Source organism: Candidatus Brevundimonas phytovorans, assembly GCA_029203145.1.
GTDB lineage: Bacteria > Pseudomonadota > Alphaproteobacteria > Caulobacterales > Caulobacteraceae > Brevundimonas > Brevundimonas phytovorans.
The window spans coordinates 410,897-431,250 of record CP119309.1 but is presented as its reverse complement, the minus strand read 5'-3'; the positions used below and the strand labels follow the sequence as shown (position 1 = coordinate 431,250).

Sequence of the window (20,354 nt, the reverse complement as noted above, 5' to 3'; positions counted from 1 at the left end):
CCCCACCATGTCCATGCTCAGAAAACTCTCCGCCCTGTTTCGCGGCGCCACACATGACGCAGCGCAAGGCGTCGTCGACGCCAATGCGCTGAAGATCCTCGATCAGGAAATCCGCGACGCCGACAACGCCCAGGGCAAGGCGCGCGACGACCTGGCTGGTCTGGTGGCGCGCCGCCGCATGGCCGAAAACGAAATGGCCAGCTTCCACGACCAGATCGCCAAGTACGAGAGCTCGGCCCGCTCGGCCCTGGGTCAGGGCAAGACCGATCTGGCGCGCGAAGTCGCCGGCCGCATCGCCGAACTGGAAGTCGAAATCTCGACCCGCGGCCCGCTGATCGAGGACATGAAGACGGCCGAGACGCGCCTGCGCACCGCCATCACCGCGACCGACCAGAAGATCGAGACGCTTCGTCGCGAGATCGACATCGTCAAGGTCAACGAGTCCGTCCAGCGCGCCCAGACCTCGGTGGCCCTGAACTCGGCCGGCGCCAACTCGCGCATCGGCTCGGCCGCCGACAGCCTGCAACGCATCAAGCAGCGTCAGGCCGTGCAGGAAGAAAAACTGCGCGAGAACCAGGCCTTGGAAGACCGTCGCACCGGCGCCGATCTGGACGCCAAGCTGCGCGACGCCGGCATCCTGCCCGGCCATTCGTCGGCTGACGACGTTCTGGCCCGCCTGACCCAGAAGGACGTGACCATCGTCACCCCGCGCATTGGTCAAGCGACGCCCGACAAGGACCCGGCCTGATCCATGCAGCGTCTGCGCCTTGATCCCCGCCCCGACTGGGACGCCCAGGCCGACAGCCTCGGCTTCACCTGGCGGCACACCGGCGGCGAGCTCTATTGGGACGAAACCGCCGCCTACGCCTTCACCATGGCCGAGGTCGAGGACGGGATCGAGGCGCCGACCGAGGAACTGCACGGCTTCTGCCTTGATCTGGTGGCCGAGGCGGTTCAGTCCGAGCGGCTGATGGAGCAGCTCGACATCCCCGAGCCCATGCGGGACTACGTGGCCGACAGCTGGAAACGGGGCGACCCGTCCCTCTATGGCCGCTTCGACTTCGCCTATGACGGCACGGGGCCGGCCAAGCTGTATGAATACAACGCCGACACCCCGACCAGCATCTACGAGACCGCCGTCTTCCAGTGGCTGTGGCTGGAGGATCAGATCAAGGCGGGCGCCCTGCCCGCCGACGCCGACCAGTTCAACAGCCTGCACGAGAAGCTGGTCGATCGCTTCCGCGCCATCTTCCCCAACGGCGGCTTCGTCCACTTCAGCTCGGACGCCGACTTTGTCGAGGATCGCCAGACCGTGCGCTTCCTCGAAGACCTGGCCCAACAGGCCGGGCTGGAGCCGCAGTTCGTCGCCATCGACCAGATCGGCCTGAACGCGGACGGTCAGTTCGTCGATCACGAGAACTGGATCATCCAGGCGCTGTTCAAGCTCTATCCGTGGGAGCAGATGCTGCGCGACGACTACGCCGCCCCCCTGCCCGGCGCCGGCGTCCTGATGCTGGAACCGGCGTGGAAGAGCATCCTGTCCAACAAGGCCATCCTGCCGCTTTTGTGGGAACGCCACGCGGGCCACCCCAACCTGCTGGAAGCCTATTTCGAGGACGACCCGGCCCACACGGCGCTGGGCTCGTCCTATGTCCGCAAGCCGCTCTTCTCACGCGAGGGCGCCAACGTCGAACTGATCGAACAGGGCCGCAGCACCGCCGAGGTCATCGACGGCGGCTATGGCGAGGGACGCTGGATCCGTCAGGCCCTGTGCAACCCGCCCAGTTTCGACGGCAACCACGTCATCGTCGGCTCCTGGGTCGTCGGCGACGAAGCGGCGGGCATGAGCCTGCGCGAAGACGTCAGCCTGATCACCCGCAACACCTCGCGCTTCCTGCCCCACTTCATCCGGGATTAGGCCGGCCCAGGCGATCAGCCGCGGCTTGAGCGGCAATGCGCGACAAAGCCGCCGATGAAGCGGGCCAGACGCCGACGCGCCGCCTCGTCCGTCAGCCCGCCTTCAGCGTCAAAGGCTTCGTCAGCGTGCGGGATCAGCAGCCGCCCGCCGAACCAGGGCGCGGTCCCCAGGGTGCGCAGGACCGGCAACCAGGCGGCCTGGCTCATCACCGTGCCGAACGGGCCGGGCGAGGCGCCCAGCACCGCCACCGGCCGTCCGCCGAACACCCCCTCGATGTCCGAGGCCGGGCGGCTCAACCAGTCGATGGCGTTCTTGAACACGCCAGGGATGCCGTTGTTGTATTCGGGCGTGAACAGCAAGAGGCCGTCGCAGTCGGCGATCAGAGCCTTCAGCGCCACCACCGCCTCGGGCAGGCCCTGATCCCGCTCGACGTCGCCGTCATACAGGGGAATGCCCCGGATCGAGCCCTCGACCAGTTCCACCCCTTCGGGCGTCAGCCCCTGCGCCGCCCGTAGCAGGGCGGTGTTGTAGGAGGCCGCCCTCAGGCTGCCCGACATTCCGACCAGACGCATCCGTCGTCCTCTCCCATAGCCCAAGCCCGCGCTAGGAGACGCAGCTGCCTTGATTTTTCAAATGAAAAAATGGCGACCCCGGAGGGACTCCAACCCCCGACCTCGGCTTTAGGAAAGCCTTGCTCTATGCAGCTGAGCTACGGGGCCGTCTCGGATCGTCACTAGCCGGTCGCGCGGGCGAGGGAAAGATGGGCGCCGTCGATTTGGCGCCCGGCAAGAAACTCCTAGCGATTAATCCCCGTTAAGCTACAATATGTTGTGGGGAACAAAGCCTGAATCGGGCCGTGTCGCTGATTCGGTCATGATTCGTTTCGCGCTCGTTCCATGCGCTGGAAAGCTTCTGTTCATTCTTGGCGCCCCTCTGCGGTTTCGCTTGAGAAACCCGCGGCCCTTCTCCACCTTGAACCCGACATGAGCGACCGTTCCGCAGGCATGGCCCCATCGCGCGTCACGGCGATCCTGGGTCCCACCAACACCGGCAAGACCCATCTGGCGGTCGAGCGGATGCTGGGTCACGCCTCGGGCATGATCGGTCTGCCGCTGCGCCTGCTGGCGCGCGAGATCTATGAGCGGATCGTCAAGCAGCGCGGGGCCGCCGCCGTCGCCCTCATCACCGGCGAGGAGAAGATCGTCCCGCCGCGCCCGGCCTATTTCGTCTGCACCGTCGAGGCCATGCCGCTGGAACGTCAGGTCGAGTTCCTGGCCATTGACGAGATCCAGCTGGTCGCCGACCCGGAACGCGGCCACGTCTTCACCCAGCGCCTGCTGCACGCGCGCGGCCGGTTCGAGACCATGTTCCTGGGGGCGGGGACCATGGCCCCGCTGATCCGCGCCCTGGTCCCCGAGGCCGAGATCGTCACCCGCGAGCGCCTGTCCACCCTGTCCTACGCCGGCTCCAAGAAGCTGACCCGCCTGCCCCGCCGCAGCGCGGTCGTCGCCTTCTCCACCGAGCGCGTCTACGCCATCGCCGAGCTGCTGCGTCGTCAGCGGGGCGGGGCCGCCGTGGTCATGGGCTCGCTCAGCCCCCGCACCCGCAACGCCCAGGTCGAGCTGTTCCAGTCGGGCGAGGTGGACTTCCTGGTCGCCACCGACGCCATCGGCATGGGGCTGAACATGGACGTGGACCATGTCGCCTTTGCGGGCTTGAGGAAGTTCGACGGCACGCGCACCCGCTGGCTGCACGCGTCTGAAATCGGCCAGATCGCCGGGCGCGCCGGTCGCCACCTGCGCGACGGCACATTCGGCGTCACCGGCGAGGCCGAGGACCTGGACGAGGACATCCTCGAACAGGTGGTCACTCACCGCTTTGATCCGGTCGAGGCCGCCGAGTGGCGTCACGGACGACTGGACTTCGACACCCTGCCCGACCTGCTGCGCTCGCTGACGGTGACGCCTCAACGCTTCGGCCTGCGGCTGACGGCCCAGGCCCTGGACGAGACCCTGCTGCGGCGCTTCGCGGCGGATGAGGACGTCAAGAAGGTCGCACGCTCGCGCGGCGCCCTGATGCGGCTGTGGGAGACCTGCCAGCTGCCGGACTTCCAGAAGACCACCCTGGACGAACACGCCCGCCTGTCGAAGGAGATCTTCACCGCCCTGACCAGCCGTCGCGGGCGCCTGACCGAGGACTGGGTGGCCCCCCGCTTCAATGATCTGGACCGCGACGACGGCCAGATCGACCAGCTGTCGGCCCGCCTCGCCGGCGTGCGCACCCTGGCCTATATCGCCAACCGTCCCGACTGGATGGATCAGGCGCAAGGGTGGCGCGATCAGACCAAGGCGCTGGAAGAACGCCTGTCTGACGTCCTGCACGAACGGCTGACGGCGCGCTTTGTCGATCGGCGCACCACGGCCCTGATGCGGGCGCTGAACGTGCGCTCAGACACGCTCGCGGGCGTGGCCGACGACGGCGAGGTCACGGTCGAGGGCGAGGTGGTCGGCCATCTGGAGGGGGTGCGCTTCACCCCCGACGCGGGCGGCTCGGCCCTGGCCGACCGCGCCCTGCGCCAGGCCGCGACCCGCGCCGTGGGGCCGGAGATCGCGCGACGTCTGGGCAAGCTGGCGGCGGAGGCCGACGAGGCCTTCAGCGTCATTCCCAACCCGCGCTCAGGCGGCGGCGATGTCCTGTGGAAGGGCGCCCTGACGGCCCGCATCACCAACGACGATCCCTTCGCCCCGCGCGTGCGGCTGCTGGGCGACCTCGGCCCGGTCCCGGCGCGCGAGCGGGCGCAGCGGCGCATCGAGGCCTGGCTGGCGTCGGAGGCCGGGCGCGCCCTGCGTGAGCTGCGCCGCCTGCGTCAGGCGGTCGACAACGGGACCCTGACCGGCCTGCCGCGCGGCCTGGCCTTCCGCCTGATCGAGGCGGGCGGCGTCATCCCCCGCGCCGAGGTCGAGCGCGATCTGACGGCGCTGAGCCAGCACGAACGGCGCACGGTCAAGACCTTCGCCATCCGCATCGGCGCCCACTCCGTCTGGCTGCCCGGCGTGCTGAAGCCCCGCGCCCGACTGCTGGCCCAGGCCTTTGTGACCGAACCCTTCCGTCCCGGCGGCGAGGCCTTGGCGCCCCTGCCCTCGCCTGCCCCCTCTCCTCGCGCGCTGTCGGCCTTCGGGCGTCGCGCCGTCTGGTCGTGGAGCGCCCCTGTCGAAGCGCTGGAACGCCTGGCTGACCTAGCGCCAGGCAAGGCGCCGCTGTCGCCCGAAGCCCTGGCCGAACTGGGCTGGACCGCCGAACAGGCCAAGGCCATTCAGATCGCCCTGCGCCTGCCGCGCGCCGACAAGGCCCCGCGCCTAGGCCAACCCGCCCCGCCACCCAAGGACTCGCCCTTCGCGGCCCTGGCCCAACTGACCCAGCCGCCCCCGCCTCCGCGCCGCCAGCGCCGCCCGAGGCGCAAGGCCGCCTCCGCGTGACCCCCGCCGCCAGAGGCGAGGACAGCTGCCGTATCGACCTGTGGTTATGGCGCGCCCGCTTCGCCAGGACCCGCAGCGTCGCCGCCGCCATGGTCGAGCGCGGCGCCATCCGCCTGACCCACCGCAGCGTCCAGACCCGTCTCGACAAACCCAGCCGCAGCGTCCACCCCGGCGACGACCTGCTGTTCGCCCAAGGCGGGCGGCTGATCGCCGTGCGCGTGCTCCATCTAGGCGAAAGGCGCGGCCCTCCCGAGGAAGCCCGCGCCCTTTATGCGGCGCTCGACGCGCCTGACGACTGATTTCCTTCCTCCCTGTCGCGCAGCGAAGGGGAGGTGGCGCGGCGGCGAAGCCGACGTGACGGAGGGGGCGACTCGACGGCTGACGTTTGCGTCACCCCCTCCACCGCTACGCGGTCCCCCTCCCCATTGCATGGGGAGGAAAGCCTCAGACTGCCGGCTTCACGAATTCGCCTTCGATGTGCAGTTCGACCTCGTCGCCCAGCGCCGGCAGGCCGAACGTGATGCCGAAGTCGGAGCGCTTGATCTTGGCCTCGCCGTCAAACCCGGCCTTGTAGCCGCCGCGCGTCTGGCCCGCCTGATTGAACTCGACCTCCATGGTCACCGGCTTCGTCACCCCGCGCAGGGTCAGCTCGCCATAGACCATGGCCTCGTTCGGCTCCGACGGATCGACGACGATGCGGGTCGAGCGGAAGGTGGCGACCGGGTGGTTGGCGGTGTCGAAGAAGTCCGCCGTCTGCAGGTGACGGTTCAGCCCGTCCGAGTTGGAATCCACATCCGTCAGCGGAATGGTCGCCGTCAGGCTGCTGGCGGAAGGGTTGGCCGGGTCCAACTTCAGCTCGGCCTGCACGTTCACGAACTGGCCCGTATAGGTCGAGAAGCCCAGGTGATCGACCGACCAGGTGATCTTGCCGTGGGCCGCGTCCAGCCTGTAGTCGCCGGCCTGAACCTCGGACGGGATCTTGGTCAGGGCCGCCTGGGCGACAACGGCGCTGCCGGCCAGAAGACTGAGGGCCAGGGCTGCGGCGCCGGCACGAACGACTGCGGAACGAGCGATGAGACGCATGGGCGAACCTCCTTCTGAGCGATGATCTGTAATCGCAAGGGATGCAGTCGAGCCCCCTCTCCGTCAAGCGCGCCGCGCCTCGCGACCGCGCCCCTTGGTTGACAGTTGTCGCCGACGGGGCCATTTGCCCGCCCTCGACCTTGGATCGCCGCCAGAGAGCCCGCTCGACCGCCATGACCTACATCGTCACCGACGCCTGCGTGAAATGTAAGTTCATGGACTGTGTCGAGGTCTGTCCGGTGGACTGCTTCTACGAGGGCGAGAACTTCCTGGTCATCGCCCCCGACGAATGCATCGACTGCGGCGTGTGCGAGCCGGAATGCCCCGTCGACGCCATTGTCCCCGACACCGAGGACGAGCCGGACGGCAAGTGGCTGCAGGTCAACGCCGAGTACGCCAAGGTCTGGCCCAACATCACCGTCAAGGGCACGCCCCCCGCCGACCGCGAACAATATGAGCGCGAGACCGGCAAGTTCGAGAAATACTTCAGCACCAAGCCCGGCAAGGGCTCCTAAGGTCCGAACACAATCCGGTCACAAAGTGCCGGAACCGCTCAGTCGTCCTGTGGATGTTTTGAGATTTCCTAATTTTATGATAGGTTCCTGCCTATTCGAAACGGGCGGTTCCGCAGTCATGCGCGCCGCCCGCGTTTGCGACAGTCCCCCGCCGAACAGACGGGGTCGGCCAGAGGTTCGGTGATCCGCTTTCGCTTCTGATGTGTGACCTGACCGCCCAACCGACGGAACCAGTTTCCGGCGGCGGGGTTGTTTTCGCCCATCGGCTGCATTCAGCGCCTCGCTTCGCCCCTGTTCCGGGAAAGGAATGACATGACGAGCAAGACCGGTCTGGAATTCAAGGTTGGCGATGCGGTGGTCTATCCCGCCCATGGCGTCGGCAAGGTCGCTGCGGTCGAGACCCAGGAAGTCGCCGGCATGTCGCTGGAAGTCTATGTCGTGACCTTCGACCACGAAAAGATGACCCTGCGCGTCCCGACCAAGAAGGCCAAGACCGCCGGCCTGCGCACTCTGGCCGCCGACGACACCGTCACCAAGGCCCTGACCACGCTGAAGGGCCGCGCCCGCGTCAAGCGCACCATGTGGTCGCGCCGCGCCCAGGAATATGAAGCCAAGATCAACTCGGGCGACCTGATCTCGATCGCCGAGGTGGTTCGCGACCTGCACCGCGCCGACACCCAGCCGGAACAGTCCTATTCGGAGCGCCAGCTCTACGAATCGGCTCTGGACCGCATGGCCCGCGAAGTCGCCGCCGCCAACAAGATCGACAAGGACGCCGCCGTCGCCCTGCTGGCCAAGTCGCTCAGCGCCAAGAAGCCGGTCCCGACCGCCGCTGAACTGGAAGCCGCCGCCGCCGAGGCTGAGGCCGAAGCCGCCTGATCCCTGGCGATCACCGATACGATCAAGGCCCGGCGGAAACGCCGGGCCTTTTTCTATGCGCGAAGCCACAAGCCTGGCCTTACCGATGTTTCACTAGGCGTTCGCGGCCAGCCTCCTAGTCTCAGGTCCACGGGCGCTCGCCCGCGACATGACTGGACACTTGATGATCCGCCTGACCCTCTGCCTGGCCGCCGCCTGCCTGACCCTGACCGCCCCGGCCTGGGCGCAGCAGACCGCCGCCGCCGATCGCACCGCCACACTGAACACCCTGCTCGACGAGGCCATGGCCGAGAACCCGGGCGTTCCCGCCATGGCGGTTCTGGTCATCCGCAACGGCGCCGTGGCGGAACAGGCGGTGCGCGGCGTGCGCGCCAGCGACGCGCCCGATCCGGCCCTGGCCGATGACCGCTGGCACATCGGCTCCGACGCCAAGGCCATGACCGCGACCATGATCGCCCGCCTGGTGGATCGCGGCGTCCTGTCCTGGTCAGCACCGCTGAAATCCCTGCTGCCGGGCGTCGCCATGCGCCCCGAATACGAAGACCTCACCCTGGCCGATCTGCTGTCGCACCGCGCCGGCCTGCGTGATCTGGACGACGACGCCGACGCCGCCCTGCTGGAAGCCGCCTTCGTCGATGCGCGCCCCCTGCCCCAGCAGCGCCTCGCCTTCGCCGCCACAGCGCTGAACGAAGCCCCCATCGGCCCGGCGCGCGGCGAGTCCGTCTATTCCAACAGCGGCTATGTCCTGGCCGCCGTCGTCGCCGAACAGGCGACCGGCAAGACCTTTGAACAACTGATGCAGGCCGAGGTCTTCCAGCCCCTGGGCATGAGCGTCGCCTATGCCCCGTCCGAACGCGGCCAGATCCTTGGCCACCTCGAAGGCCGCCCCCTGACCGGACTGCGCGCCGACAACCCGCCGCTGATCGCCCCCGCCGGCGCCGTCAAGCTGAGCATGGCGGACTGGGCCCGCTTCGCCATCGACCAGATGGCCGGCGAGAGGGGCCGCGGCGCCCTGCTGCCCGCGCCCTCCTACGTCGCCCTGCACGCGTCCCAGGGCGACACCGCCGCCGCCCTCGGCTGGGGCGTCCGCAACAGCTGGCCGGCCGAATCTCCCGTGCGCCTGCTGATGCACGCCGGATCGAATGGTCACTGGAACGCCCTGATCGCTCTGTCGCCGGATCAGGAGGGCGGCGTGCTCATCGTCGCCAATGCGGCCGGCCCCGAGGTCGAAGCCCTGCAGACCGCCATCCTCATGATGCTGATGAGCGACGTGGTTCAGTCGTCGGCGGCGTCACGCTAGAGGCTCGTAAGTTCACGGCGCGCCCCGACAGGGGCGCGCCGTCTTCGCGACAATCCCGCCCCTCAGGCGCCCGGCCTCAGAAATACTCTGCGCCCGCCGGGCACTGGGCCGCCACGCGTCGTGCGGTGATGCTGGCGGGGATATAGGGGGTGCCGCGCATCAGCTGGGCGCCGCCGTTGAAGTGGAAGCTTTCGCTCTGATAGGTCCCGTTCAGGCGCACATTGACGCGACGGCCCTTCTTGTCCTGACACGTCCCTTCAAAGCGAGCGCGGCCGTCGGCCACCTGGCGCGTCGAATAGGTGCATTTCCAGCGGTTGGTCGACAGGCCGCCGAAGAATCGGTTGATCTCGCTGGGACGCACGCACTTGGTTTCGGTGTCGCGGCTGCCCAGGGCGCTGGTGGTGTATTCCCAGTATCCCGGCAGGACCGGCTGGGCCGCAGCCGCCGTCTGGGCCTGGGGCGCCGCCGCCGGCGCGCCCAGCATGACGGCGCCCGCCACGACGGGGGCGGCTGCGGCCAGAATGCGGGCGAAGGAAACAGGCAGCGTCTTCATGGTGAGCGGCTTCCAATAGGTCTTCATGCGATCCTCTATATAGCAGGTCGTTGAACGCCGGCTGAACGAAGGCGATCCCCCGCGGTCATCTCCGCCCGTCATCCCCGGCCTGACTCGACTCCAGCCTTGACGGGCTCCGAGTCATTCCTCTATACGGCCACCTCTCTCGCAGGGGTCCGCCCGCTGCGAACACCTGTTTCATGCGTCCGCTCACGTATCGCGGATGTGACCTTGAGGATCTTAAGATGTCGCGTCGTTGCGAACTCACGGGTATCGGCCCGATGGTCGGCCACAATGTGAGCCACTCGAACATCAAGACCAAGCGCCGCTTCCTGCCGTCGCTGAAGACGGTCAAGGTGGCTTCGGAAGCCCTGGGCCAGACCTTCTCCCTGCGTATCTCGAACGCTGCTCTGCGCACGCTCGACTACAAGGGCGGCCTGGACGTCTTCATCGTCAAGGCGCGCGACGAAAAGCTGTCGACCGCCGCCCTGCGCATCAAGCGTCAGGTCAAGGCGAAGCTGGCTGAGCAGACCGCCGCTTAATCAGCGCCGTCTGACAAGATTTGAAGAGGCCGGTGGAAACGCCGGCCTTTTTCTTTGCGCGTTTGCCGGCCCCGGCTACGGTCCAGCAACGCCTGCCGGAGCCGAAACCTTGCGCCTGACCGCCGCCCTCTGCCTAACCACCGCCCTGCTCAGCGCCCCGGCGCTCGCTCAGGAAGTCGCGCCCGCGCGCGACTCGACGTCCTTCACCCTGTCCAGCGGCACGCCGCGCACGACGGAACAGCTGGCCCTGCGCTTCGACAAGGCCGACCTCAGCTTCAAACTTCTGCCCGAGACCCAGTCGATCGAGGCTGTCGCCGTCCTCGACTTCACGGCGGAGGCCCCCGTGGCCGCCGTGGTCGTCGAACTGGACACGCTGTTCGCCATCGCCGCCATCAGCGTGAACGGTCAGGCCGTCGCCGACTGGTCCAACCTAGAAGGCCGCCTGACCATCCCCCTGGCCCAGCCCCTGACGGCGGGCCAGACGGCTTCCGTGCGCATCGCCTATGCCGGCCGCCCGCATCAGGCCCAGCGCGCCCCCTGGGACGGCGGTTTCGTTTGGACCACCACGCCCGACGGCCAGCCGTGGATCGCCAGCGCGGTTCAGGGCCAGGGCTGCGACCTCTTCTGGCCCTGCGTCGACCATCCGCAGGGCGAACCGGACCGCGTCGACCTGCACATCACCGTCCCGTCCGCCCTCAGCGCTCCCGCCAACGGCCGCTTCCTGGGCAAGACCGACAACGGCGACGGCACGACCACCTGGAACTGGACCGCGCGCCAGCCTGACACCTACGCCATCAGCCTGAACGTCGGCCCCTTCGTCGAGATGGCCGCCGACTACCCCAGCCGCTTCGGCAACACCGTGCCCCTGCGCTTCTGGCGCCTGGCCTCGGACGACCCGGCCAAGGCCGCCGCCCTGTTCGCCGAGTTCCCCCAGCAGCTCGACTTCTATGAGGCGACCATCGGCCCCTTCCCCTTCGGCGACGAGAAGATGGGCGTGGTCGAGACCCCGCACCTGGGCATGGAGCATCAGACCATCAACGCCTACGGCAACGGCTACAAGCTGGACGGCAAGGGCTATGACTGGCTGCTGCAACACGAACTGGCGCATGAATGGTTCGGCAATCAGCTGACCAACGCCGACTGGGACGATATGTGGCTGCACGAGGGTTTCGGCACCTATATGCAGCCCCTCTACGCCCGCTGGCTGAACGGCGAGCGCGCCATGCAGTCCGAGTTGCAGACCATGCGGCTGACCCTGTCCAACCGCTTCCCCGTGGTCTCGGGCCGGCCGCAGGACGCCGCCACCGTCTATGACGGCGCGACCGGGCCGGGACTGGACCTCTATTACAAGGGCGCCCTGATCGCCCACACCCTGCGCCTCTACATCGGCGACGACGCCTTCTTTGAGAGCCTGCGCCGGCTGGTCTATGGCCGCCCTGATCCCAAGCCCGGCAACTTCGCCCCGCGCTACGCCACGACGCCGGAGTTCATCGCCATCGTCAACGACGTGACGGGCCGCGACCTCGGCTGGTTCTTCGACGCCTATCTCTATCAGGCCGCCCTGCCCGATCTGGTCATGACCCGCGACGGCGAGCGCGTGACCCTGGAATGGAAGACCGGCGACGGCCGTCCCTTCCCCCTGCCCGTGGATGTCGAGGTGGACGGCCGGACCCGCACTCTGGCCATGACCGACGGCCGCGCCGCCTTCACCGCCCCCGCGGGCGCCCACATCCTGCTGGACCCCGGCTCGAAGGTGCTGCGCCGCCTCGACTACCTTGAGGTCTGGAAGGCGTCGCAGGCCGCCCCCGCCGCCGCCCACTGACCCCAAAACGCAAAAACCCCGCAGCCGAAGCTGCGGGGTCCATGCCTGGCTTCAAGCCGCTGATCAGTATTTCAGCGCCAGCTCCAGGCCGAAGGTGCGCGGCGTGTTGAAGTTGCCGTAGTCGCCGATGGTGCCGCGGTTCGACGGATCGCGGCGATAGACATACTGCTCATCCAGCAGGTTGCGCGACCACAGGGCCACTTCAACCTCCGGACCACCGGGGCGGGTGGCGATGTCCGTCAAGGCCAGGCGGCCGTTGACGATGAAGGAGCTGTCGTTCTTCAACTCGAACTGGTCAAACGCCTGGGTCGCGTCGGCGTAGTTGGCGTCCAGGTGAGCCTTGAAGGTCGCCCCGAACAGCGGCGCCGTGTAGTCGGCGGCAAGGCTGAAGGCGTTCTCCGGGGTGAAGGCGATGAAGACCTGCTGGACGACGCCGCTGAACGGGTTGCGGGTCGGCGGCACTTCCGTGTCCGTATAGGCGTAGGAGGCCGACACGGTCAGGCTGTCGGTGATCTGGGCCAGACCTTCCAGCTCCAGTCCCTTGATCTTGGTCGTGCCCGGTGCGTTGATCGTTTCCAGGGTGTTGCGCGTCGAGGCGCCGATCACGGTCACCAGGCTGAAGTCGATCTGGCTGTCTTCACGCTCCGAATAGAAGGCGGCGGCGTTCAGGCGCAGACGGTGATCCAGCCAGTCGCTCTTCAGACCCAGCTCATAGGAGATGATGTCTTCCGGACCGAACGAGCGATAGGTCAGCGAGCGCGAGCTGGCGCCGCCAGCGCGGTAGCCCGTGGCGTATTTGGCGTAGACGTTGACGTCGTTGCTGAGATCATAGGCCACGGTCAGCATCGGGTTGAAGCGTTCGTTCTTCTCGTTGAACGTGAAGTTGGTCGCCGCATTGTTGACCTTGGACAGCACGCCCGACTTGTCGTCCCAGGTGAAACGGCCGCCGGCGGTGACGTGCAGGGCGTCGTTCAGAACCGCCGGGGTCCAGGTCGCCTGACCATAGACGGCCTTGGATTCGGATTCGGCGCGGCTCTGACGGTCAATCGAGCGGAAGCCGCGGATGGTCGGCGTCGGATCGTTGATGGTGTAGCCGGTGCCGTCGGCGTTCCACCTGTTGGTCGACGGCGTCGAGGCGTCGTCCCAAGCGGTTTCCTTGAAGTAGTAGAGGCCGCCGACATAGTCGATGCGGTCGCCCAGCGAGCCGACAGCCTGGAACTCCTGGCTGAACTGGTGCTGCCACAGACCCGCCAGCGAATAGCGGCTGAAGTTGGCGTTCGGACCGGTAATCGGCGGACGGTGAGCGCCGGCGATGTTGTCGTACTGATCGACGTCGACTTCGCGATAGGCGGTGATCGAGCGCAGTTCCAGATTGTCGTTCAGACGATACGACAGGTGGGCGTCGACGCCGCGGGTGTCATCGACGCTCCACTGCTGCGGCACGCCGATGTCGGCGACCTTCATGATGCTGTCGCCGTTGACCTGAACGATCGGGGCCAGGGCGCGGATGCTGCCCGACGGCACGCTGGCCGAGGTCCAGGGCACGACCGTCAGGCCGTTGGGGTTGAAGTTCAGCAGTTGGCTGTAGAAGGGGGTGTTCTTGTCCTTGCCGATGTCGGCGGCCAGGTCGGCGGTGAAGCGGTCGGTCGGGGTCCAGCGCACCTGGGCGCGCATACCGCGACGGTCATAGGCGCCAAAGCCTTCCTCGCCAGGCAGGATGTTCTTGGTCACAGGCCCCTGGACCGAGATCACGCCGTCCATCTTGATCGCGAAGTCGCCAATGGCGGCGAAGTCGACGTGCAGTTCGCTGTTGTAGGCGTTCAGATTGCCGACGCCGGCGCGGGCGCGCATCCCGAACTCGCCCGTGGGCTTGCGCGTGACCAGCGACAGGGCGCCGCCCTCGGTGTTGCGGCCGAACAGGGTGCCTTGCGGCCCCTTCAGGACCTCGATGCGTTCGACGTCCAGCAGAGCGGCGCCCAGGCCGTGCTGACGGCCCAGATAGACGCCGTCCACATAGACGCCGACGCCCTGTTCGCGGGCGGGCTGGTTGGCGTCGTTCGGCACGATGCCGCGGATGCCGATGGTCAAGGCCGACTGGCGGGCTTCAAAGGTGGCGATGCGCAGGCCGGGCACGGCGCCGTCGGCCAGGTCCATCAGGCTCTGCACATGACGGTCTTCCAGCGCTTCGCTGTTCAGCACCGAGATGGCGATGGGCGTCTTCTGCAGGTTGGTGGCGCGCTTGGTCGCCGTCACCACCACGTCCGGCAGTTGCGTGTCGGACACGACGTTGGACGCGGCCACGGCGCCCGAAGCGGGCTCTTCCGACACCGGCGCCTCGGGCGCGGCCTGGGCCTGTCCGGCCAGAGCGAAGGAAAGCGCCGCCAGAGAAACGGCCGATGCAAAACGTATCATGTGGGAACCCCTCCTCGCGCTTGGTTGCGTCGAGTTGACGGGGCGTTTAGTCGCAGTCGGTGAAGCGCCCGCGACCGATGGACGGCGCCGACGCGACAGGTTCGCGGCGCTTTCGCAACCACCGCTCCGTCAACGGAGCGAAAGACCGCCCGGCAGAGGACGCGATCTTCACGGGCGGTGTCCCGACCGCGCCCACGCCCAACTCAGGGCTCCAGCTCGATGTCCCAGTAGAGGTAGTCCAGCCAGCTCTGGTGCAGGTAGTGGGGCGGAAAGCGGCGACCGGCCTCCTGCAGCTCCCACGCGTTGGGCTGATGGGCGGTGCGGCGCAGCAGGGGCATGCCCGCCTGCTGCGGCGTGCGCCCGCCCTTCCTCAGATTGCAAGGGCCGCAGGCGGCGACGATGTTCTGCCAGGTGGTGCGGCCGCCGCGCGAGCGGGGAATGACGTGGTCGAACGTCAAATCCTGGGCCAGGCCGCCCTGACCGCAATACTGGCAAGCGAAACCGTCGCGCAGGAAGACGTTGAAGCGGGTGAAGGCGGGCTTGCGGTCCTGATCGACATAGGACTTCAGCGCAATCACGCTGGGCAGCTGCATCTCGATCGAGGGGCTGCGCACCACCTTGTCATAGGTGGCGACCACGTCGACCCGCTCCTGCCACACCGCCTTGACCACTTCTTCCCAGGGCCAGATCGACAGCGGGTAGTAGGACAGGGGGCGAAAGTCGGCGTTCAGCACCAGGGCGGGAAAACCGGACGGGGGGCGGGTCAGGACCTGCATCAGGCCCTCCCGCTCATACGGGGGGATCTTGAGGCGACAGGAGTGAGGACACGTCTCCTTTCCTGGTCTTGGCTCTAGCCTTGCGCCGCTAGCCTACGCCCGATTCTCCCTTGTCGCCATGACCGACATGCAGCGTTTTCGTGACGCCGCCGCGCCTCAGTTCCGCGTCGGGGCGCTGGGGAAGGCCGGGAGGCTCCAGCCCCATTTCAAGGCGCCGGCGCGCAGGGCGAAGCCCGCCAGGACCGCCGCGCCCACTGCCGGCCAGGTCGGCGCAGACAGGGCCTTCAGGCTGACGAACAGGCCCGCCGACAAGAGGGCGGCGGTGATGTTCAACTCGCGCCGCAACAGGATCGACGGCTGCCCCGCCAGGACGTCGCGCACCACGCCGCCGAAGCAGGCCGTCAGCACGCCCATGACGACGCAGATCAGGGGCGCCACGCCATAGGTGGCCGCCTTGGCCGCCCCCATGACGCCATAGGCCGCCAGACCGACCGCATCCAGCCACAAAAGGGCGCGGAAACGCCAGCTGCGCGCCCCCAACATCCAGAAGGCCGTCGCCGCCAGCACGCAGACGGCGATGTAGCGCCAGTCCTGGACCCAAAAGACCGGCGCCCCGATCAGCAGGTCGCGCAGCGTCCCGCCCCCGACCCCGGTGATGGCGCCGAAGAAGGCGAACGTCACCAGATCATGCTTCTCGCGCGCGGCGGCCAGGGCCCCGGTCGCGGCGAAGACGGCCACGCCCGCGAAATCCAGCAGCGGCAGAACGGTCTCGGGCCGGGTCAGATCGGCGTCAATCAGCGGGGTCAAGCGGCGGGTCCTCCAGCGCGATATCGCCGCGCTTGACCCCTCCATACCATCCCCAGAGCAGATGCGCCGCCACCCCGCGATGCGGCCGCCAGATTTCCGCCCGCGCATAGGCCTGCTTCTCGTTGGGCCGCGCCTCGCCGGAGTCGGCCCAGCGCATCGCCTCCTGCAAGGCCACGTCGCCGCCGGGAAAGACGTCCAGCCGCCCTTCGCAGAACATCAGAAAGGTCTCCGCCGTCCACTTGCCCACGCCCTTGATGGCCACCAGGGCGGCGACGGCCTCGGCGTCGTCCAGCCGCTCCAGATGGTCGAAGTCGATGCGGCCCTCGGTCTGGGCGCGCGCGATTTCATGGCCGTATTTCGCCTTCTGCCCCGACAGGCCAAAGGTCCGCAGGGTCTCGACGTCGAGCGCCAGCACGGCGTCCGGCGTCACCACGCCGCCCAGCCCCTCGACGGTCCGCTTCCAGATCGAGGCGGCGGCGGCGACCGAGACCTGCTGCTCCACGATCATGCGGAACAGGCCCTCATACCCACCGGGCCGCAGCCGCCACTCGAATACAGGGGTCGAGGCGTGCGCGCGCGCCAGGGCCGGATCGGCGGCGGCCAGGGCCTCGCGGGCGGCGGCGATGGAGGCAGGGGTCGGGGCTTTGGCCATGCTGCATGCTAGGCCCGCCTGCCGTCATTCGAAAGGAGGCCGCCCGTCCCCCATTCTGACCACGGCCGGAAACCGCTAGGCTGCCCCCATGTTCGCCACCCGCTTCGCCCCCTCGCCCACCGGCCGCCTGCACCGGGGCCACGCCTTTTCGGCCCTAACCGCCTGGACCGCCGCGCGCGAAGCCGGGGGCCGCTTCGTCCTGCGCATCGAGGACATCGACCCCACCCGCTGCAAGCCGGAATACGAGGCGGCCATCTATGAGGACCTGGCCTGGCTCGGCCTCGACTGGGAGACGCCCGTGCGCCGCCAGTCGGAGCACCTGGCCGACTACGCCGCCGTCATCGACGCCCTGGACGCGCGCGGCCTGCTCTATCGCTGCTTCCGCACCCGCAAGGACATCCTGGACGCCATCGGCGACGCCCCGCACGGCCCCGCCGAAGCCGTTCGCCCCGGCCCCCACGCGCCCGAGGACGAAGCCCGCCTGCTGGCCGAGGGCCGCCCCTACGCCTGGCGACTGTCGCTGGACCGCGCGCGGGATGATCTGGGCGAAGCCGACTGGAACGCGCTGTCCTTCGTCGAGGAAGGCGAAGGCCCGAACGGCGAAACCGGCCTGATTCACGCCAGGCCCGAAACGGCGGGCGACGTGGTGCTGGCGCGCAAGGACGCCGGGACCGCCTATCATCTCGCCGTCACCCACGACGACGCCTTGCAAGGCGTCACCCACGTCATCCGGGGCCTTGACCTGTTCGAGGCCACTCACATCCAGCGCCTGATCCAGGCTCTGATGGGCTGGGCCTCGCCGACCTATCGCCATCACCGTCTGCTCACCGGCCCCGACGGCCGCCGCTACGCCAAGCGCGACCGGTCGGTGACGCTCGCCGAGCTTCGCGCGGGCGGCCTGACGCCCGAGGCCCTGCGCGCGGAACTGGGGTTCTAGGTTTCGATCCTCCCCCGTTCACGGGGGAGGGGGACCGCCGCAGGCGGTGGAGGGGGCGGATGCATCCGCATCGTCCCGCCATCTTCTCACATCGGCAGCCTGTGCCTGAAACGCAGCGCGCGATCTCGCCCCCTCCACCATGCTGCGCATGGTCCCCCTCCCCCGCTACGCAGGGAAGGATCGAGTATGGCCAGCGCCTTCTCTTCCAGACAAAAAGAAAGACGCGGAACCGGCTGGTCCCGCGCCTTTCAATCTCAGAACCCTGATCGGGTTCTTCGGCCTTAAAGAACCTTGAGGTCCACAGCCGAGGTCTTGCCGCGCTGGTTTTCCAGCTCGTATTCGACCTTGGCGTTTTCATCGAGGCCTTGCAGGCCAGCCTTCTGAACCGCGGTGACATGGACGAAAACGTCCGAGCCGCCGTTGTCGGGCTGGATAAATCCATAGCCCTTGGTCGGGTTGAACCACTTAACCGTGCCGGTCGCCATCTTAGCGTCTCCGTAAACGCGCTTTGCCAGGCGGATTTCCACGCGGGATAATCCGTCAGTCCATCTGGACAAGCTCGTTCAGGCGAAGGAGCGAGACGCGGGTTTGGACCCCACGCAAAATCCGGACTGCCCGACTTTGTCACCCGACTATCCACAGGTCGTCAACTGTAAAGCGACGCCCGCCGCACAGCGTTTCGGTTAACGCCCCACCCGGCTGTCCGTGTCTCAGAGGGCGCGCAACAGGCCCATGGCCAGGGCCTGACAGGCGGGTCCGCCGCGCCCCCCGTCGTTCGACAGACCGAACAAGGCCCGCCCGCCCGCGGCATCGACGATGGCGATGGCGTGCCACATCGTGTTCGAACCCTCGTGCGCGATCGCCGGCCCCTTGGCCCAGGGCTGGGGCGGCAGGGCGATCCAGCCGCAGGCGTAGGATTGGCCATCGGCCGGCGTCGTCAGCCGCCGGATCGTCTCGGGCTTCAGCCAGCCGCCGCCCTGGCTCAGGAAGACCTGCAGAAAGCGGCCATAGTCCGCCGCCGTCATGTGAACCGTTCCCGCCGGGCCCAAGGCCAGCGGATTGTCGGACCCGTCGTCGCCCGGATTCATGGCGATCGCCGTCTCGCCCATACGGCGATGGCCCCAGGCGTTGTCGCCGCCAGACGCACTGAACCTGGGCGCCCCGAACCCCGCCGAGGTCAGGCCCAGGGGCGTGAACAGCTCAGCCTGCATCGCCGCCTCCCACGCCCCGCCGGTAATGGCCTCGATGGCGGCCCCGATCACAACATAGTTGGCGTTGCCGTATTCAAAGGCTCCGCGCGTCCCCGACGGCGGCGCGGCCAGGGCCTTTTCGACGATGGCGCGGCGCTGTTGCGGCAGGGACCGGGCATCGGCTCGCGCCGTCATCAGCCAGGCCATGCCCATGACGGCCTCGTCCTTCAGACCCGCGCTATGGCTCATGAAATCGTCCAGCGTCGCGCCGTCCCAGCCGGCGTCGATGCTCAGGCCGGGAAAGGCTTCGGCCACCGGCATGGCCCAGCGCGCCCGCCCCTGCTCCACCAGCCGCGCGAACACCGCCGCCGTCATCGCCTTGGTGTTCGACCCCAGGTGCCAGCGCTCGTCCGCCAGCGCCGAGGCGTCCTGCCCAACCCGCCGCACGCCGCGCACGCCCGACCAAGCCAGTCCCTGCGGCGTGACCACCCCGCCCGCAAGCGCCGCCGGCTTCACCCCGTCAAAGGCTGCGGCCAGCGCCGCGTCAAAAGCCGTCACCGACTCAGCGGCGGCGGCGGCGGGCAGGACGCTGGCGGCGGCGCCGGCGGCGATGACATGACGGCGATTGATCATTTCGGGCTCCCTTGCGTTCCACACACAACAGCCAGGCTGGCGGCGCCAATGAATTCGCCGCAAGCTTCGCCTATCGCGACAATGGGACGCTTACGTCATGGCCAAGACCGACTACGAGGACACCCTCGAAGCCCTGCAGATCCAGCTCGTCGAGACCCAGGCCTGGGCCATCGAACAGGGGCTGAAGATCGTCATCGTCTTCGAAGGCCGCGACGCCGCCGGCAAGGACGGCGCGATCAAGCGCATGACCGAGTTCATGGCCCCGCGCCAGACCCGCGTCGTCGCCCTGCCCAAGCCCAACGACCGCGAACTGACCCAGTGGTATTTCCAGCGCTACGCCCCGCACCTGCCCGCCGCTGGGGAAATCGTCTTCTTCAACCGCTCCTGGTACAATCGCGCCGGCGTCGAGGCCGTCATGGGCTTCTGCACCCCGGCCCAGCACGAACGCTTCCTGCACGACGCCCCGCACTTCGAGCGGATGCTGACCCAGTCGGGCACGACCCTGATCAAGCTCTGGCTGGACATCAGCCAGGACGAGCAGGCGCGGCGGCTGGAGGAACGCACCACCCACCCGCTGAAACGCTTCAAGGTCTCTCCCCTGGACGCCGAGGCCCAGAAGCGGTGGAGCGACTATTCCACCGCCCGCGATCAGATGCTGGAACGCACCCATTTCGACTATGCGCCCTGGACCGTCGTCGCCACCGACAACAAGAAGAAGGCGCGGCTGAACATCATCCGCCACGTCCTGCAACAGCTCAACCGCCCCGGTCTGGAGTGCCAGAAGCCCGATCCCGACATCGTCTTCCCCGCCGACCAGGCCAAGGGCCGACTGGCAAAGTAGAGGCTGGACGCAATCGCC

General features: G+C 68.0%; 20 protein-coding genes and 1 tRNA gene. 11 read left to right on the top strand and 10 right to left on the bottom strand.

Annotation, left to right across the window (positions count from 1 at the left end):
- Nucleotides 1–7 precede the first annotated feature (7 nt).
- On the top strand, nt 8–748 hold the full coding sequence (locus tag P0Y52_02105) for a PspA/IM30 family protein (GenBank protein WEK58355.1): 741 nt from the start codon (nt 8–10) through the stop codon (nt 746–748).
- 3 nt (nt 749–751) lie between these two features.
- The gene (locus tag P0Y52_02100) at nt 752–1,918 is read left to right on the top strand and encodes a glutathionylspermidine synthase family protein (protein WEK58354.1); all 1,167 of its coding nucleotides are present in this window, start codon (nt 752–754) and stop codon (nt 1,916–1,918) included.
- Nucleotides 1,919–1,932: 14 nt separating this feature from the next.
- Here the strand turns inward: P0Y52_02100 and P0Y52_02095 are convergent, their stop codons facing one another.
- Nucleotides 1,933–2,490, bottom strand: a complete 558-nt coding sequence (locus tag P0Y52_02095) for an NAD(P)H-dependent oxidoreductase (GenBank protein WEK58353.1) — start codon at nt 2,488–2,490, stop codon at nt 1,933–1,935.
- Nucleotides 2,491–2,560: 70 nt separating this feature from the next.
- A tRNA-Arg gene (locus P0Y52_02090) sits at nt 2,561–2,637 on the bottom strand.
- A gap of 264 nt (nt 2,638–2,901) precedes the next feature.
- Between P0Y52_02090 and P0Y52_02085 the strand changes: the two genes are divergently transcribed.
- Nucleotides 2,902–5,394: a helicase-related protein gene (locus P0Y52_02085; protein ID WEK58352.1), complete on the top strand. Its 2,493-nt coding sequence runs from the start codon at nt 2,902–2,904 to the stop codon at nt 5,392–5,394.
- Nucleotides 5,391–5,693, top strand: a complete 303-nt coding sequence (locus P0Y52_02080; GenBank protein ID WEK58351.1) for an RNA-binding S4 domain-containing protein — start codon at nt 5,391–5,393, stop codon at nt 5,691–5,693. The genes P0Y52_02085 and P0Y52_02080 overlap by 4 nt, the downstream gene beginning before the upstream one ends.
- 145 nt (nt 5,694–5,838) lie before the next feature.
- On the opposite strand, the gene P0Y52_02075 is transcribed toward P0Y52_02080, so the two are convergent.
- Entirely contained in the window at nt 5,839–6,477 is a 639-nt protein-coding gene (locus tag P0Y52_02075; protein ID WEK58350.1) for a YceI family protein, read from the bottom strand.
- A gap of 173 nt (nt 6,478–6,650) precedes the next feature.
- On the opposite strand from P0Y52_02075, the gene P0Y52_02070 reads away from it, so the two are divergent.
- From P0Y52_02070 to P0Y52_02060, 3 genes are all read left to right on the top strand, one after another.
- Nucleotides 6,651–6,992 (top strand): ferredoxin family protein, encoded by a 342-nt coding sequence (locus tag P0Y52_02070; protein WEK58349.1) that lies wholly within the window; start codon nt 6,651–6,653, stop codon nt 6,990–6,992.
- A 312-nt stretch (nt 6,993–7,304) separates the two neighbouring features.
- The gene (locus P0Y52_02065) at nt 7,305–7,871 is read left to right on the top strand and encodes a CarD family transcriptional regulator (GenBank protein WEK58348.1); all 567 of its coding nucleotides are present in this window, start codon (nt 7,305–7,307) and stop codon (nt 7,869–7,871) included.
- Between the two features lie 163 nt (nt 7,872–8,034).
- Nucleotides 8,035–9,171 (top strand): serine hydrolase, encoded by a 1,137-nt coding sequence (locus tag P0Y52_02060; GenBank protein ID WEK58347.1) that lies wholly within the window; start codon nt 8,035–8,037, stop codon nt 9,169–9,171.
- Between the two features lie 76 nt (nt 9,172–9,247).
- On the opposite strand, the gene P0Y52_02055 is transcribed toward P0Y52_02060, so the two are convergent.
- Nucleotides 9,248–9,751 carry a DUF3617 family protein gene (locus tag P0Y52_02055; protein ID WEK58346.1) on the bottom strand — a complete coding sequence of 168 codons (504 nt, stop codon included), beginning with the start codon at nt 9,749–9,751 and terminating at the stop codon, nt 9,248–9,250.
- Nucleotides 9,752–9,969: 218 nt separating this feature from the next.
- On the opposite strand from P0Y52_02055, the gene rpmB reads away from it, so the two are divergent.
- Both rpmB and P0Y52_02045 read left to right on the top strand, forming a co-directional pair.
- Complete coding sequence (rpmB, locus tag P0Y52_02050) at nt 9,970–10,266, top strand: 50S ribosomal protein L28 (protein WEK58345.1); 297 nt, start codon at nt 9,970–9,972, stop codon at nt 10,264–10,266.
- A gap of 109 nt (nt 10,267–10,375) precedes the next feature.
- Nucleotides 10,376–12,088, top strand: a complete 1,713-nt coding sequence (locus tag P0Y52_02045; protein WEK58344.1) for a M1 family metallopeptidase — start codon at nt 10,376–10,378, stop codon at nt 12,086–12,088.
- A 63-nt stretch (nt 12,089–12,151) separates the two neighbouring features.
- Here P0Y52_02045 and P0Y52_02040 read toward each other — a convergent pair whose 3' ends face one another.
- From P0Y52_02040 to P0Y52_02025, 4 genes are all read right to left on the bottom strand, one after another.
- Nucleotides 12,152–14,500, bottom strand: a complete 2,349-nt coding sequence (locus P0Y52_02040; GenBank protein ID WEK58343.1) for a TonB-dependent receptor — start codon at nt 14,498–14,500, stop codon at nt 12,152–12,154.
- Between the two features lie 203 nt (nt 14,501–14,703).
- The gene (locus tag P0Y52_02035; protein WEK59426.1) at nt 14,704–15,279 is read right to left on the bottom strand and encodes an HNH endonuclease; all 576 of its coding nucleotides are present in this window, start codon (nt 15,277–15,279) and stop codon (nt 14,704–14,706) included.
- Between the two features lie 153 nt (nt 15,280–15,432).
- Nucleotides 15,433–16,083: a trimeric intracellular cation channel family protein gene (locus tag P0Y52_02030; protein ID WEK58342.1), complete on the bottom strand. Its 651-nt coding sequence runs from the start codon at nt 16,081–16,083 to the stop codon at nt 15,433–15,435.
- Entirely contained in the window at nt 16,067–16,735 is a 669-nt protein-coding gene (locus tag P0Y52_02025) for a DNA-3-methyladenine glycosylase (GenBank protein WEK58341.1), read from the bottom strand. The genes P0Y52_02030 and P0Y52_02025 overlap by 17 nt, the downstream gene beginning before the upstream one ends.
- 88 nt (nt 16,736–16,823) lie before the next feature.
- On the opposite strand from P0Y52_02025, the gene gluQRS reads away from it, so the two are divergent.
- A complete protein-coding gene (gene gluQRS, locus P0Y52_02020) occupies nt 16,824–17,672 on the top strand; it encodes a tRNA glutamyl-Q(34) synthetase GluQRS (GenBank protein ID WEK58340.1) in 849 nt (282 codons plus the stop codon).
- 281 nt (nt 17,673–17,953) lie between these two features.
- On the opposite strand, the gene P0Y52_02015 is transcribed toward gluQRS, so the two are convergent.
- Together P0Y52_02015 and P0Y52_02010 are read right to left on the bottom strand one after the other, a co-directional pair.
- On the bottom strand, nt 17,954–18,157 hold the full coding sequence (locus tag P0Y52_02015) for a cold-shock protein (protein WEK58339.1): 204 nt from the start codon (nt 18,155–18,157) through the stop codon (nt 17,954–17,956).
- Nucleotides 18,158–18,382: 225 nt separating this feature from the next.
- Nucleotides 18,383–19,495: a serine hydrolase gene (locus tag P0Y52_02010; protein WEK58338.1), complete on the bottom strand. Its 1,113-nt coding sequence runs from the start codon at nt 19,493–19,495 to the stop codon at nt 18,383–18,385.
- Between the two features lie 97 nt (nt 19,496–19,592).
- Here P0Y52_02010 and ppk2 point away from each other — a divergent pair, with 97 nt between their 5' ends.
- Nucleotides 19,593–20,336: a polyphosphate kinase 2 gene (gene ppk2 / locus P0Y52_02005; protein ID WEK58337.1), complete on the top strand. Its 744-nt coding sequence runs from the start codon at nt 19,593–19,595 to the stop codon at nt 20,334–20,336.
- Nucleotides 20,337–20,354: the final 18 nt, after the last annotated feature.